Consider the following 15,411-nt stretch of genomic DNA (forward strand, 5'->3'; position numbering starts at 1 on the left):
CATGTAGCAGGAAAGATGCGCAGGATTAAGGCCCAAGGCCGCCTCAAGCTCCCGGATCAGGTGTTTTTCGGTCTGACCGGGAAGGCCGTACATCAAATCTATACTGATATTTTCAATACCGGCAGCACGAACCTTTTTAACGGCACACACGGCACCCTCTGCTGAATGAATGCGTCCTAAAAGGCAAAGCTGCGCCGGATCAAGTGACTGTACACCAAGGCTTACACGATTCCCCCCCATATCTCGAAACGATTTCAAATGAATGTCGTCCAGGGTACCGGGATTGGCTTCAAGAGTTATTTCCGTCTGACGCCAGAGGCCAAAAGCGTTGTCCAGGGCCCGCANNTTAACCGCTTCCCGGTCCAAAAGCGTTGTCCAGGGCCCGCAGAATGGATTCAAGCTGCCGTGGCCCAAGCAGAGAGGGGGTGCCGCCCCCGAAATAAACGGTTGCAGCGCCGCTTTTGGACCGGGAAGCGGTTAATTGTGAATGCAGCCGAATCTCCCGGACCAGCGCCGTCACATAATCAGGAATCAGGGATAGATCAGTTTCGGAATAAAAATCACAATACCTGCATTTTTTTATACAGAAAGGAACGTGAATATAAAGGTGTGCAGACTCGATCATTGAGTCAGACAAAGCGCATCATCAACCGGTCAAGAATCTGATCCACGTTTTTTGGTGTGACCCCGTAATTTTCACAGGCAAGCCGAACCTTATCCATCTGGGGGCTTGTGTCCATATCTTCAAGCCCTTTGAAAAAACCCATGCGCCGACCGATCTGATAAAGGATACGTTCTTTTGGGGGCAGTTCAAAAAACCGGTCAATGATCCCGATCATTTTTTCCTTGTCATGGGGCATCTTACCGGTAACCGTTTCAAACAGATTCAGAATGTGATCGCTTTTTATGCGGGACTGGATATTGTCCAGGGTCTCAAGCATCAGGCGCACTTCCGTGGCAATCATGGCATCACCCGGTTTTTCAAACATGCCCCGGAGCTGCCAGTGTGCAAGTTCGGTGGAAGGAGAAAGACCAAGGGTGCGAATTTTGATCACATCCGGATTAATTGCATTCAACGCTTCAGCGGTCTCAAGGGCATGCTCAATGGAGAGGTCAACACCCCCTAAGCCCGGCATCACATACGCGTACAACTCAATGCCCGCCTGCCTGATCCGTTTAGCCGCCTCTATGTGCCCGGCTCTGTCAACCCCTTTACGCATACGGTTAAGCACTAAATTTGACCCGCTTTCAACCCCCACGTGAATCCGGTTAAGGCCAAGTTTATTCATCTGTTCCAGGGTATTGGCGGGTAATTGAAGGATGGTGCTGCTTCTGGCATAGGTGGCAATGGTTTTGATTCCCGGAAAACAATCCTTGATATGCCTGAGAATAAAAAGCAGCTCCTTGGGTTTCATAACCAGGGGGTTGGCGTCCTGGAGAAAAATGGTGTCCATGCCTGCGGTATACCACTTGACGGCGTTGTTGAAAGCAACCCGGTCCCGGATCTCGAAACCGGTATAAATGGAATGAATCCGTTCCTGCTCAAACGCTATGGGCTGGGCATTTTCCTGAAGCAGCCTGTCAATGTATGTGCGAATCAGGTCAATATCTTTGATAATATCATCCACAGAGCGTATGGAAAATTTCTGCTTTTTATATACCGGACAAAAGGAACAGCGGTTCCAGGGACAGTTCCGGATCAGGCGCAACAGAAGGCTGTATGCGTCATTAATCGGATAAATGGAACCCTGTTCATATCCCTGGTATGTCTGTGTCTGTTTCTCGTCTGCCATGGTAAAAACCGGTGCTTTGTTCCTTATGTTGAACCTTTACGATAAAAGGGTTATAAGCATTAGAAAAATGAAAGTCAATATTGGATCTGCCTTGAAAACATATACCGGATTTGATATTAATCCCTAATTTTTATAGTCAATTATCAAACTCTTTCCCAACCGGGGCAGAAAAATTTGTGCAACATAATTTGTGCAACATAAGGAGAGCCCATGCCTGGCTTTGAATTATTTTCAGATGAGGAACGTAAACATGTCAATGATGTACTGGAAACAGGCGTTTTATTCAGGTACGGATTTGAAGGGGCCAGAAACGGCCATTTTAAAGCCCTGGAATTTGAAAAAAAACTGGCTCAAATAACAGGCGCCGGGTTCAGCCATCTGTGTTCCAGCGGGACAGCAGCCCTTTGTACGGCCCTTGCAGCCTGCGGCATCGGGGCCGGGGACGAGGTCATTGTTCCGCCGTTTACCTTTGTGGCCACATTTGAAGCCGTAATCCAGGCCGGTGCCGTACCTGTTTTTGCAGAGATTGACCAGACCTTGTGCCTGGATCCGGACCGTCTGGAAGCCGCAGTAACCTCCCGGACCAAGGCTGTTGTGCCGGTGCATATGTGCGGGGCCATGGCAAGGATTGATGAGATCAAAGCTTTTTGCGACAAAAAGGGCCTGGTGCTTTTGGAAGACGCCTGCCAATCTTTAGGCGCAAGTTTCAAGGGCAGTCATTTGGGCACATTCGGCAAGGCCGGCTGTTTCTCCTTTGACGCAGTGAAAACCGTAACCTGTGGTGAGGGCGGCGGCATTATCACAAATGACGAAGATATTTACACCCGGTGCCACCAGTATGCCGACCATGGCCATGACCATTTGGGCGGGCCGGACCGGGGGGCGGATGATCACCCCATCATCGGCACCAACTACAGGATATCCGAACTGAATGCCGCTGTGGGACTTGCCCAGTTAGGCAAACTTGACCGCATCCTTGAGATCCAGAAAAAAAACAAAGCCGCCATCAAAGATGCCATGAAAGAGATTAAAGGCGTGACCTTCCGGGCACTTCCCGATCCGGACGGGGATTCGGCCACCTTCCTGAACTTCTTTATGCCCACACAAGATCAGGCCGAACAGGCGGCAAAAAAGCTTGCGAAAAACGGGGCTCCTTGTGCCTACTGGTATAACAATAACTGGCATTATTATAAGAGATGGCATCACCTCAAGGAGATGAAACGCGCAGCCAGACTCCCCTTTGAGTTGAGTGCCGATTTGCCGGATTATGCCGGCCTTGTTCTGGAACAAAGTGAAGAGATCATGAAGCGAACGTTGTCCATGCAGATCATGCTTTCCTGGACCCCAGACGATATGGATAAACGTATACAGGCGGTATTAACTGCCTTAACTTAAGGATTAAATATTAATGTTCAGAAATTTTAAGCTGGTTCCCAATATTCTTTTCGGCCGGGGCTGTTTTGCCCAGCTTGACCAGGTAGTGGCAGGCCGGCGCAAGTCCGGTGAAGACTGGGCTGTCTTTGTTGTGGATGACGTATTTAAAGGCAAGGAACTTGAAAAACGCATCCCCTTGCATGACAAGGATTTTCTCTTGTGGGTCAATGTAGCCGATGAACCCAAAACAGGTTATGTAGATAAGCTCACTCTGGAAGCAAAAAAATTTAACCCAACGCTTCCCTGCGCAGTCATCGGCATTGGGGGCGGCTCCGCCATGGATCTTGCCAAATCCGTCTCTTTGATGCTCACCAACGAAGGTTCATCCACCGAGTACCAGGGATGGGACCTGATCAAAAACCCGGCCGTATGGCATGCAGCCGTGCCCACTCTGTCCGGCACAGGTGCCGAAGTCTCCCGGACGGCCGTGCTCACCGGGCCCGAGAAAAAACTGGGACTGAACTCCGATTATACGGTGTTTGACCAGGTGGTCCTGGACCCTCAACTGACCGCAGACGTTCCCAAGGCTCAGCACTTCTATACCGGCATGGACTGCTATATCCACTGCATTGAATCCTTGCAGGGCACCTATATCAATGAATTTTCCAAAGCTTACGGGGAAAAATCCCTGGATCTTTGCCGCCAGGTGTTTATCGATAACCACCCGGATTCGGCCGACAAGCTGATGATGGCCTCCTTTTTCGGCGGCATGAGCATTGCCTACTCCCAGGTGGGTGCCTGTCATGCCCTCTCCTATGGCCTCTCCTATGTGCTTGGCACCCATCACGGCGTGGGCTGCTGCATCACCTTTGACACCCTGGATGAATACTATCCCGACGGGGTAAGAGAGTTTCGAGCCATTATGGAAAAAACAGGGGTGGATATTCCCAGGGGAGTGACAAAGGACCTTACCGGGGATCAGATGGAGACCATGATCAGTGTGGCCCTGAACCTTGATCCTTTGTGGGAAAACTGCCTGGGTAAGGATTGGAAAGCCATCATGACCCGTGACAAGGCGCGCAGCCTTTTTGAGAAGATGTAGCCATGGCCATTGCAGTGATCCCCGCACGCTTCGGTTCCAGTCGGCTTGGCGGCAAGCCCCTGGTCAACATTGCAGGCAAACCCATGATCCAGCGGGTATTTGAGCAATCCCAAAAATCATCCGTGGTGACAAGAACCATTGTTGCCACGGATGATGAACGCATTGTCAATGCCGTAAAGGCATTTGGCGGAGACGCGGTAATGACCTCGGACACCTGCCGGTCAGGTACGGACCGGGTGGCTGAAACCGCCAAGATGCTTGGTGCGGCACCGGAAGATATCATCATCAATATCCAGGGGGATCAGCCTGTATTTAACCCGAAAAGCCTTGATGACTTGATCCGTCCCTTTGACGAAGATCCCGGCCTTGCCATGTCCACCCTGGCGTATAAGATCAAAAACCCCCGGGAGATTACAGATCCCAAGGACGTAAAGGTCGTGTTCAACCGCCAGGGCTTTGCCATGTATTTTTCCCGGGCCCAGATTCCCTTTCCCCGGGACGGCCAGACGGATGTGGACTATTATAAGCATCTGGGATTTTACGCGTATACCAAAGCTTTCCTGGACCAGATCGTCACCCTTGACAGCGGCACCTGTGAACAGGTGGAAAAACTGGAACAGCTCCGGGTCCTGGAATACGGATTCCCCATAAAAGTGGCTGTCACCCGATATGATTCACCTGAGATTGATCTGCCCGAAGATATTGAACGTGTTGAAGCTATGCTGCGCTAATACGCCTGATTATCCATGAAGACATTCTATAAGATCATCCATACCTCAAGCCGGATCCTGTGGGGCAACAGAGAAAAAAGGATTCTTTGCGAGTCATTGTGGATGAAAGAAAACGGCCACCAGGTAGCCATTGTTGCTCCGGGGGATAGTCCTTTGTTTGATAAAGCCAAACAAAACGGATTGACAGTCTATCCCATCTCCTTCAAATCATTGGCCAGAATCGGTGAGTATGGCCGGCTTAAACAGATATTTGACGGAGAACAGCCTTTTGTGGTCAATGCCCACGGCAAAGGCGATGCCAAACTTGCCTTAAAAGCAGCCCAGACCATGGGTGTTCTCTGCCGGATCATGTCCCGTCACAATGGAGAACGGGTTAAAGGCACCTGGCCCAACAAAAAAATTTATAAAACCCGGTGCCACTATGTTTTTACCAACTCAAAGGACACAACAGCCAATCTGAAGCAGACCTTCGCCCTGTCAGACATGCATATTTTCTCCATTCCCGACGGCATTGCCTTGCCTGATGGAGCCGCGAACCAGACAACAAAAACTGCAGCCCGACAGAAGTTGGCACACATCCTTGGGTTGGAAACAGATGCCCGGTTCATTGGTGTTTTTGGTAAAATAGAGCGCCAAAGCCTATCAATGCTGTGCAAAACCGTTGATCAGCTGGGTCGCCGCTTCCCTTATCATCATCTGGTGATCGCCGGTAGTTCCGAAAAACAAGCCCCCATGGATGAAAAGATATATCCCCATGTGCATATGCTGCCACAAGCCGAAGAGAATAATGCCCGTTTATACCCGGCCCTGGACTGCTGTATCTATTTGCCCGACACCCGGAATTTTTACCAGGGGGTGCCCTTGGAGGTGACAGGGGCCATGGCCGGCTTTTGCCCGGTGATTGGTCCGGATACTCCCGGTATCAGGGATATTCTGATTGATAATCAAACCGGCAGGGTCTTTGATCCCAGATACTCGGAATCTTTGCTGAAAATGATCAGTTGGACCCTGGATGCCCCCCAGGCTGTCCAGAGTCTAACCCAGGCGGCCCGAACCCTGGTTGAACAACACTACACCATGGATACCATGGGGAGGCATATCTTGCGCATTTACCGATTACGCCTGATAAAAATCAATCGAAAATTTCAAACAACCCTTTAAATAAAATAAAAAATCCCCATGAAACCACCCCCATATAGAATAATTCATACCACCTGCCACACCGACTGGGGGGGACTTGAAAAAAGAGTCCTGAACGAATCTTTATGGATGGCGAACAAGGGGCACCAGGTCGTCATTATTGCACCTGAAAATACCCCCTTGCTCCAGAAAGCAAAAGGGTGTGGACTTAAACGATACCCCATATCTTTCAAACGCTTGTCTGCAATATCCGATTACAGCCGTCTTATTCATATTTTTAATCAAGAAAAGCCGCACATTGTCAACACCCATGGAAATACGGATTCAAAAATAGCATTACCGGCGGCTAAAAAGGCCCATATCCCTTGCAGAATATTATCACGCCATATCAGTACGCCTGTTAACAATTCCTGGTATAATCGGTTGCTTTACAAGAAATTAAGCCATTATACATTCACCACGGCCGATTATACCAGGCGTCACCTTCAGGAGGTTTTCAACCTTTCGGATCAACAGGTTTTTTCAATTCCTTCCGGTATTGTTAAACCCGCGACGCTTAACCCAAAGGATGAGGAGAGACGTGCCATGGCAGCAAAACTCAACCTTGACTCGAATACGCGTTTTATGGGGTTTGCCGGCCGGGTATCCCAGGACAAGGGCGTGGACACCCTTTTAAAAGGATTTCAGCAAGCAGCCGGACATATTCCTCATCACTTAGTCATTGCGGGGACCGGAGATTCATCTTTTCTCAGCCGGATGTCGGAACTTGCCCGGGATCTCAATATTGAAAACAGATTACATTTTATTGGATTCCAGGAAAATGTATGGCCTTTTTACCGCGCCCTGGACTGCAAGATTCTGCCATCCGTCTTTGAAGGTATTCCCCAGGTCCTCATCGAAGCAATGTATGCCTTATGCCCGGTGATCGGCTCCAGGACCGGCGGGATTGCAGACATCATTACCCATGATGAAACCGGTCTGCTTTTTGAAGTGGGACAATCCCGCGAACTGTGTGAGATGATCATTACAACAATTGACAATCCAGGGGCAACCATTGAACGGGCACAAAATGCGGAACAAAAAATGAAACGTCATCATACCATTGAAACCATGGGACAAAAAATTATCCGCATCTACCAGAACCATTTTAACTGTTAGGCGGACAATGGCTATATCAATAACGAAAGATTCATTTTCGTTCTGTTCCAGCGGGATGTAAATCCGGTAATACCGAATTTAAAAACGCCCCAGCGCTCATGGTGCAAGGCATCAGCGTCAATGACAAAGCGTTTTTTGTCCTTGTATCGGGAAAAATGAAAAAAACCGGCCTCCAACCGATTGAAATATATATCATAAATGGTCACCTTCCCTTTCTCCCAGATGGCGTAAACCTTTGTATTACTTACGCCCCTGGTCATTGTCGGCTGCAGCAGATCCACCCTGCAGTATGGCGGCAGGGTGCCGGAAACCACCTGCAGCAGTTCCTTTGATTCATTGAACGTCCTGTGCTCTTTGGGCTCCATGTGTTTTTTTATATATTTATATTCTTTAAGTGCATGCAGTTGTGAACGGTTGATCAACGTAAAGGGCCCGCATGGCCGGTCGTTATCAGCACTGATCATGGAATAGGAGTTCATATCTTCAGGCATGCACCCCAAAAGCCGTCCATACACAAGGTCCATATCCGTAAAGCCGATAAAATCATAACGATCCAGATTTTCTTTATCATGACGCAGAAAATAAAACATAAGCCGATAATCACAGACCCTTCGAAGAAAGCGTCCCGGTATGTTGATATCCAACCGCTGCTTAAAATCGGCAACCATCTGCTCGAACTGGTATGGAATGAGCGTAACTGCAGCATTAAGGGCTTTTGATTCCGTGATCCTGTCATTATAGACAAACCAGTGAAAATTAGGATGGTTGAACTCACATGATTTGGCCCAGAACGGGAAATAGGCCGGAAGTTCACCAAAAAAGGGGACTAAAAAGGCACTTTTTAACTGAAGATCAAGCATTAAAAAATTCCTGTTGAAAAAAGGCAAACCGCTATCGTTTGTATACAAAAATGACCTGGTAGACTAAGGGATGATTTGCTTTTTAAGTTTAGTTAGTGCATTTATACCACTAATAACGACCATCTCCTGACGAACATAACAAAAAATGAAAGATGTGAGTTGTGCGTTGTGAGGATAACAGCTTATTTTAATCTCACTACTCACCACTCAAAACTCACATCTTTCATATAAAACGGCCATGGGGCCGACCCGGCCTACCAACACTCAGGCTTCACCCGCAACAAAACGTGAAAGCAGCTTAACAACTTATTGAGACTTTCATATAAAACAAATTATGTAAGTTGCCAAGGACGCAATGTCAAAAACTTAAGCATTGAGTATATTTAACCATACAAGAACATCGAGAATACGTACCGGAAATCAATCTTCATGCCCTTTATACGCTTGTATGGTTTTGATTTAGAAACATCTTATCTTTATGACACTGGGGAAACAGTATGAATAAAACGGTTATATTTGTTACGGACAGCTTAGGCTCCGGAGGTGCGCAGCAGGTTGTTGTTGAGTTAGCGAGGCTGTTTGATTCTTCAGGATATAGGGTTCATATTATTGCAATCAAAAATGAATGCAAACTTACAATCCCTAAATCCATAGATATTATTTGTTTAAATTTTAAAAAAGGATTAGGCATTTATAGATGGCTCACCGACCTTTACTATTGTCAAAAATTAAGAAAAATTATTCGAAAAATCGAAAGACAAAATCATGTTGCAGCTATTTTTGCTCATGAGATGTTCTCTTCTTTTCTTCTGGGAAATTTTAAATCTAAGTCCCCAGTTTTTCATACGATCCATACGAATTACTCTGAGGGGTATTTAAATGGGAAAAAATCAGGTCGAAGATTTAAAAAACTCAGGAAGTTATATAACCAAAAAAATATATTAACTGTGTCCGAAGGAATTGCAAATGATCTTTTAAACAATTTCAAAGTTTTTCCTAAGTTTATACAAACGATGTACAACCCTTTCGATTTTGAAAACATTAAAGAATTAAGTTTGAACCCTATCGATTTTAAGGAGGAAGAATTCATTTTAACTGTAGGAAGATTTTCAAAAGAAAAAAGGCATGACATACTACTGAAGGCTTATTGGGCTGCCAATATTTCTTTGCCTTTAGTGATTATAGGAGATGGCCCCATATATGAGAAAGAGCATCTTAAAGAAATGATTGAAACGTTGGACTTAACAGAAAAAGTTTATCTTGCCGGGTTTAAAAAAAATCCATATGCCTGGATGAGGCGTGCAAAATTGTTTGTCTTATCTTCTGATTTTGAAGGTCTTTCAAATGTATTAATTGAATCCTTGATTTGTGGTACCCCGGCTATTAGTACGAATTGTCCTTCAGGGCCTTCAGAGATCCTTATCAGTACTCCTGACGCATTATCCCCAGTTGGGGATGTCGAAAAATTATCCTACAATATTGTAAAATTTTCTAAAAATCCGCCTGAGATCAATCAAGCCGATTTGAGTCGTTTTGACTCTAAAACCATTTTGAAGCAGTATGAATCATATATTGCTGAGCTTTCCTTCTAATTTATGGGGTTTGTTTTCCTGTGAACTATTATGCCGAAATACCCAATCAACTGAGAAATATGCATAAAACCGATAATACTTTTTTATGAGCCGACCAATAAAACTTTTTTACTCCCCGGACACAACTAAACAAATGCTGGCAAAATGATATCACACATAAATTTAAGCAAAGTCTGCAGTTCCGCACTGATTTTATTGGCAGCTACCATCCCTGTATCCACGGCCATGACCTATATGGTCTTAGGAATTTTCCTTTTGTTCTGGATTCTGGACAACTTCAAGAACCCGTTAAAAGAATTGACAGTTATCATAAAATCCAACCCTGTGGCGATGGCCGGCTGTACATTTTTCCTGATTCATATAGCAGGGCTTTCCTATACCAGTGCCGGGCAGGAAAAAATACTTGAGGGCCTCCAGAACGGCGGTAAGTTCCTATTCATAGCGATGGCCATGATCTATTTAAAGAAAGAAAAAAATACCCGGGCTGTTTTGATATCATTTATTGGTGCCATGGGAATAATTCTTCTTCTCTCGTATCTGATACGGGTCAGCATGGTGCCGGGCTTTATACCTGTAAAGGGCAACCCGTTTGACTGTTATGTTTTCCATGATCACATCAAACACAATACATTCATGGCATTTACTGTATTTGTTACGGCAGTGCTGGCCAGGTCGGCTAAAACACTTAAAGCACGACTTCTATGGACAGGATTCAGTTTCCTGGCCTTAATCAATGTATTATTCATGGTAAACGGGCGAACCGGCCATCTGATTAGCCTTGTCCTTTTTATGTACTATTTTTTTTCATGGAGCAACCGGAAAAGTATTGTAATCGCCTCTATCATCTGTCTTTGCATGGGGCTTTCTTTATGGGTCTATCCATCCAATCCTTTGTTAACAAGAGCCCGTATCGCAGTCAATGAAATAAGGGCATGGAATTACGGAGAACCGGCAAGTTGGACCTCATCTTCCGGTCTCCGCCTTGAACTCTACACAAATTCTCTTAAACTTATAAGAAAAAGCCCTTTCATCGGTACAGGCACAGGCAGCTTCCAAACATCCTACTCTAAATTGATAAAAGGAACCCAATTTCATCGATCAGACAATCCCCATAACGATTTTTTGATGGCTGGTGCTCAGTTTGGCGTGGTGGGTATTTTGGTTCTTCTCTCTTTTTTCGTCACCCAATGGTGCTATGCGCGATTGTTACAAAAGAAAAAAAGGATACTGCTTGCCCGGGGCTTTGTCTTAACCATCATAACAGCCTGTATGGTCTCGTCTCCGCTCAAAGACAGTGCTGAAGGCTGGTTTTTTGCATTAATGAGTGCAACCCTGTTTGCACCGCAAAGTTAGTTTTCGCCTAACCTTAGACACTTGCCTTGCTCGATCCATATCCATCAACAAAAGCCCGCCAGGAGCCATCCGGTAATTGGGTTGCGTCAACAGTATGCATGCCATGGCTGTTCCATCCAGCTCCGGAAGCATCAAGGACAGGGGTTGTAATGGGTTCTTCACTATAGGCTTTAGTCGTCAATGTAGTGATCTTAAAGCCCCAGACTTTACTCCCATATATGGGCAAGGTATCTTGGGCAAAACGAATCGGGTTATTTTGATACAAAATCACCCGTCCTGCAGGGCGTGCATAATGGGGATCTTTTTTGCGTATCGGACTTTTCTGATGCTGTTTGTAAGGACCTTTCAAATGCTGGGAAAAATATAGCCTAAGAGTCGAATTCCCCGAATCTGTAAACAACCACCAAATATCATTATAGAAAAAAAGACTATTGTCTGCAAAACGCTTGCCTTTCAGTAAGATGGTATCCAGTTCCCAGTGAAAAGGGAATGATACAGCACGATACAGTCGAATCTGCCGGAATTGTCTGGATTCAGGAATAAGGTAAAATTGATTTTCCCAAATAAATACATAAGGATAAGAAAGATGAAAAGGCTCGTTAAGGACAACCTTCTCATAATGCCATGTTGTCCCGTCCTCACTGCTTGCCAAGGCTATCTTTCCTCTATAACCGGTTTTAGTTTTCACCTCAGATTCAAAAAAAAGGTAGTGCTTATCTTCATACCGGACACCAAAAGGGTCTGCGACAAGTATTGACTGTCCATCGGATACGTCACAGGGGGATAGAATTGGGTTGGTTATATTGATAGGCGGTTGTAAGGTAAAAGGGGAAACACCCTCATAGATGCCGATGGACCATTGGCAATCAGGGGGTGGCGTTTGCGGAACCAATTTTTTCCTATAAAAAAATAAGTTGGGGATCTTAATCATAAAGCGCTATATGTATCCTAACAACTCGATATTATTAAAAAAAACCATGAACTTCACTATGCTTATTAAATTGCAGCCGTCAATCAATAACATCTCTTTGCATCCAATAACATCTCTTTGCATCCAATAACATCTCTTTGCATCGAATGCAATTGGCAGGCCCCCATTGAGCAACGTTGGATGAATCCAGGATTCAAAAAAAATCAACCTATAAAACGACAAGCAGACTGTGGAAAATCTGCGCTTCAAACAGAATGACTATAAATGAACTATTTGCATTTAGAACGATTTATTTTCATAATTTTGGCATTGTTTCCTGAGTTAATAGATATATTTTACAATGGTCATATGATATATTGCTATAAGGGTTTGTGCCCTGACGGAAACTGAAGAAGCATGGTTCAACCGTAACTTGCAAATTAGCAAAAAACAATAAAAGTATCCGGGGAAGAACACAATTCATGACAGATGTTACGATTATTATTTTAAGCTACAATACCAAAGAACTGCTTCTCAACTGCCTTAAAAGCGTATTTGAAACCATAAAAGAGCTTTCTTTTGAAGTTGTGGTGGTTGACAACAACTCCCACGACGGCAGTCCCAAGGCAGTTCTTAAGGCTTTTCCCGATGTCCGTGTGATTGAAAACAGTGAAAATCTTGGATTTGCCAAAGCAAACAACATCGTACTCAGAGAGACGAAAAGCCCGTATGCGCTCCTGCTCAATTCAGACACAATCCTGACCCAGGGGGCTGTGAAGGCAATTTGCGATTTTATGGAAGAAAAAGATGATGCCGGCATATGCGCCGGTCAGCTGTTAAATGAAGATGGAACAAAACAAAACTCGTTTGCTTACTTTCCAGGTATTTTTACCCTCCTGTTTAATGAGAGCCTTATTAATACCATCTCTCCCTTTCGGAAAAACAAACATTCCATCACAAACACCGAGGTAAAGGTGGACTCATGCATTGGCGCATGCATTCTCATGAAAATGGAAGCTGTCAGAAAAGCAGGCTTTTTTGACGAATCCTTTTTCTTTTTCTTTGAAGAGACCGATTTAGCGCGTACCATGCATCAAAATGGATGGTTTTCATATATCGTTCCCAAGGCAAGAATCTATCATTTAGGCGGACAAAGTGTCGGCCACAGTATTAAATCAAGGCTGCTTTTTTCCCAGTCCCGGCGAATTTATTATAAAAAACACTTTCCTTTGCTTTCCTGCGTATATATGCCGCTGATCATGGTAAGGCTGACGGCAGATTTGCTCATAAATCTCACGGTATGGACGCTGACTCTATTTTTTGCAACCGGAAAAAAAAACAAGGCCATGCTCTACTATGAACTTCTTATCTGGCATATGAAGGGATGCCCCGCCGTCCAGTGAGCCCTTAAAAAAATTAGAAATCAAACCTTTGGCAACGGATTGTGAATAAAAACGTCCAGTTCTTTTTGTTTTAAGTGAAGTTTAGCGTACTTATAGAACGTACTTTCAAAACTGCTAAGAGAAATAATAAATCCCGGCCAACCGTCCAGACAGCCCATTTTTAAAATATACATACTGAACAAGGCCCAGAAGCCATGGGCAAGAGCCTTGAACATCCCTGACTTTTGACCTTCCGCATTAAGCTTTTGGGCACCAAGGGTGGAATATCGGTTCATTTTTCTAAACATTTCTTCAAGATCCTTAAAAGGGATCTGAAAGATAAAGGACTTAAAGTAACCGCATTTCCTGTCACTGACCACCTCGTACCGTTCATGAACCGCGTCGGGCATGAACTTGAGTGCACCTTTTCTGAACAACTGGGGCTGGCGATAATCCGGATAAAATCCTGCATGCCGGATCCATTTTCCCATAAAATAATTTCGACGGGGGACATAATAGGCATCCAGGCTGTTGGGATCATTTATGATCTTAATAATTTCTTTTTTTGCAATTTCGGTACACCGCTCATCAGCATCCAAGCTAAACACCCAGTCGTGGCTGCACGCATTGATGGCATCTTCCCTGAGTTTGCCAAACCCTTCAAAGGGGAGCTGAACCACCCTGGCCCCGTGATCCTGCGCAATTTTTGCCGTATCATCGGTGCTGAAGGAATCGGCAACCACCACTTCGTCCGCCCAGGCCACACTTTTTAATGCAGCTTCAATTTTATCGGCTTCATTATACGCTATAATATAAACAGACAACTTCGGGGCTGAAACTATACTCATACGGTGGTTTCCTTCTTATTTTTTAATGCATACTGTATCTTTTCAAACACTTCAGGAACGGTCAGCTCTTCCATGCACCTGTAGTGTCTGCATGGGGTATGGGCGTAACAAGGGGAACACTCCAGGTCCTTTTGAATTACTGTGTGTATAAAACCATAGGGGCCAGTCCGAACCGGGTTGGCCGGTCCGAATATGGCAAAGACCGGAACATCCAGGGCCGCGGCAATATGCATGGGTCCGGTGTCGTTACAGATAAAATACCGCGACTTTGCAATGACCGGCAAAAGATCCTTGAGACCTGTTTTCCCGGCAATGGACACGGCGTTTCCCTTTGATGATTGTTCCACCGCCAATGCAATATCCGCCTCGGATGCAGAGGCGATGACCACGGCAGGCAGGTCCAGCATGGATGCAAGCGCCCCGAATTTTGAGGCGTGCCACCGGTTGGCCGGTTTCCCGGCAGAGGGACAGATAATGGCATATTGATCCGGCAGTTGTTTCATAATATCAGACACGGGGTTATACGGCGCAAACGGATATTTAACCTTGTCAACGCAACAGCCCATGAAACGCGCAATTTCAAGATACCGGTCAATGGCGTGAATGTTCATTGATCCATGAATTTTATGGGTATAAAAAAGGGGGCTGCCTTCATCCGACTCTTTAAATCCCAAACGGACAGGGGCCTTGGAAAACGCAGAAATCACACCGGAGCGAAACAGGCCTGACAAATCAATGCACACATCATAGTGCTGTTCTGCCAGCCCTCGTCTCAAATCGTTTATCTCCTTTAGTGTCAGCCTGAGCCGGGCCGGCTTTTTCCATTGGTCTTTGTTAATCACCCACAGACGGTTGATCATGGGGTGCCCCTCCAGGAAGGTATGAAGTCCATGGGCCACCACCCAATCAATCCTGGCCCATGGAAACCGCTGTTTCAATGCGTAAAGAAAGGGCATGGAGTGGACAATATCCCCCAGGGCACTGGGCTTGACAATTAAAATCCGGTTGACCCCGGCAAACAGATCCTTTTGGGCATCAGCCATTAAATCCCTCCTTTTCCAGAAAAGAGTTGCAGGCCGCCATCACCATATCCACGGTAATTTTATCCATGCATTTATGATCCGTGGGGCACTGCTTTTTCAGGCAGGGACTGCAGGGAACCGACTGC

The 15,411-nt window shown here is 45.6% G+C and carries 15 protein-coding genes; 8 read left to right on the forward strand and 7 right to left on the reverse strand.

Annotated features, from left to right (window positions below; genetic code table 11):
• The 3 genes from B3D59_RS18350 to B3D59_RS15795 form a co-directional block, all read right to left on the reverse strand.
• Nucleotides 1-414 (reverse strand): radical SAM protein (locus B3D59_RS18350; RefSeq protein ID WP_349676903.1); only part of this gene is annotated, 414 nt, incomplete at its 3' end.
• Nucleotides 347-637: a hypothetical protein gene (locus tag B3D59_RS15790; protein ID WP_286821892.1), complete on the reverse strand. Its 291-nt coding sequence runs from the start codon at nt 635-637 to the stop codon at nt 347-349. The genes B3D59_RS18350 and B3D59_RS15790, both read right to left, overlap by 68 nt.
• A complete protein-coding gene (locus B3D59_RS15795; RefSeq protein WP_286821895.1) occupies nt 630-1,793 on the reverse strand; it encodes a radical SAM protein in 1,164 nt (387 codons plus the stop codon). The genes B3D59_RS15790 and B3D59_RS15795 overlap by 8 nt, the downstream gene beginning before the upstream one ends.
• A gap of 210 nt (nt 1,794-2,003) precedes the next feature.
• On the opposite strand from B3D59_RS15795, the gene B3D59_RS15800 reads away from it, so the two are divergent.
• The 5 genes from B3D59_RS15800 to B3D59_RS15820 are packed head-to-tail and all read left to right on the forward strand — an operon-like array spanning nt 2,004 to nt 7,298.
• On the forward strand, nt 2,004-3,188 hold the full coding sequence (locus tag B3D59_RS15800; protein ID WP_286821898.1) for a DegT/DnrJ/EryC1/StrS family aminotransferase: 1,185 nt from the start codon (nt 2,004-2,006) through the stop codon (nt 3,186-3,188).
• 13 nt (nt 3,189-3,201) lie between these two features.
• Nucleotides 3,202-4,269 carry an iron-containing alcohol dehydrogenase family protein gene (locus B3D59_RS15805; RefSeq protein ID WP_286821900.1) on the forward strand — a complete coding sequence of 356 codons (1,068 nt, stop codon included), beginning with the start codon at nt 3,202-3,204 and terminating at the stop codon, nt 4,267-4,269.
• Nucleotides 4,270-4,271: 2 nt separating this feature from the next.
• Nucleotides 4,272-5,000, forward strand: a complete 729-nt coding sequence (gene kdsB / locus B3D59_RS15810; RefSeq protein WP_286821904.1) for a 3-deoxy-manno-octulosonate cytidylyltransferase — start codon at nt 4,272-4,274, stop codon at nt 4,998-5,000.
• Between the two features lie 15 nt (nt 5,001-5,015).
• Nucleotides 5,016-6,161, forward strand: coding sequence for a glycosyltransferase family 4 protein (locus B3D59_RS15815; protein ID WP_286821906.1), 1,146 nt, complete (start codon nt 5,016-5,018; stop codon nt 6,159-6,161).
• Nucleotides 6,162-6,179: 18 nt separating this feature from the next.
• Entirely contained in the window at nt 6,180-7,298 is a 1,119-nt protein-coding gene (locus B3D59_RS15820; protein ID WP_286821908.1) for a glycosyltransferase family 4 protein, read from the forward strand.
• Between the two features lie 11 nt (nt 7,299-7,309).
• On the opposite strand, the gene B3D59_RS15825 is transcribed toward B3D59_RS15820, so the two are convergent.
• Nucleotides 7,310-8,158 carry a DUF6625 family protein gene (locus B3D59_RS15825; RefSeq protein WP_286821914.1) on the reverse strand — a complete coding sequence of 283 codons (849 nt, stop codon included), beginning with the start codon at nt 8,156-8,158 and terminating at the stop codon, nt 7,310-7,312.
• 497 nt (nt 8,159-8,655) lie between these two features.
• On the opposite strand from B3D59_RS15825, the gene B3D59_RS15830 reads away from it, so the two are divergent.
• Both B3D59_RS15830 and B3D59_RS15835 read left to right on the forward strand, forming a co-directional pair.
• Nucleotides 8,656-9,750, forward strand: coding sequence for a glycosyltransferase (locus B3D59_RS15830; protein ID WP_286821920.1), 1,095 nt, complete (start codon nt 8,656-8,658; stop codon nt 9,748-9,750).
• 144 nt (nt 9,751-9,894) lie between these two features.
• A complete protein-coding gene (locus tag B3D59_RS15835) occupies nt 9,895-11,103 on the forward strand; it encodes an O-antigen ligase family protein (RefSeq protein WP_286821924.1) in 1,209 nt (402 codons plus the stop codon).
• A gap of 13 nt (nt 11,104-11,116) precedes the next feature.
• On the opposite strand, the gene B3D59_RS15840 is transcribed toward B3D59_RS15835, so the two are convergent.
• Nucleotides 11,117-12,034, reverse strand: coding sequence for a glucosamine inositolphosphorylceramide transferase family protein (locus B3D59_RS15840; protein WP_286821926.1), 918 nt, complete (start codon nt 12,032-12,034; stop codon nt 11,117-11,119).
• 461 nt (nt 12,035-12,495) lie between these two features.
• On the opposite strand from B3D59_RS15840, the gene B3D59_RS15845 reads away from it, so the two are divergent.
• Nucleotides 12,496-13,416, forward strand: coding sequence for a glycosyltransferase family 2 protein (locus B3D59_RS15845; RefSeq protein ID WP_286821932.1), 921 nt, complete (start codon nt 12,496-12,498; stop codon nt 13,414-13,416).
• 20 nt (nt 13,417-13,436) lie between these two features.
• On the opposite strand, the gene B3D59_RS15850 is transcribed toward B3D59_RS15845, so the two are convergent.
• The gene (locus B3D59_RS15850) at nt 13,437-14,243 is read right to left on the reverse strand and encodes a glycosyltransferase family 2 protein (RefSeq protein WP_286821935.1); all 807 of its coding nucleotides are present in this window, start codon (nt 14,241-14,243) and stop codon (nt 13,437-13,439) included.
• Nucleotides 14,240-15,286, reverse strand: coding sequence for a glycosyltransferase family 9 protein (locus B3D59_RS15855; RefSeq protein ID WP_286821939.1), 1,047 nt, complete (start codon nt 15,284-15,286; stop codon nt 14,240-14,242). The genes B3D59_RS15850 and B3D59_RS15855 overlap by 4 nt, the downstream gene beginning before the upstream one ends.
• Nucleotides 15,287-15,411: the final 125 nt, after the last annotated feature.

Source organism: Desulfobacter sp. UBA2225, assembly GCF_002348205.1.
Classification (GTDB): domain Bacteria; phylum Desulfobacterota; class Desulfobacteria; order Desulfobacterales; family Desulfobacteraceae; genus Desulfobacter; species Desulfobacter postgatei.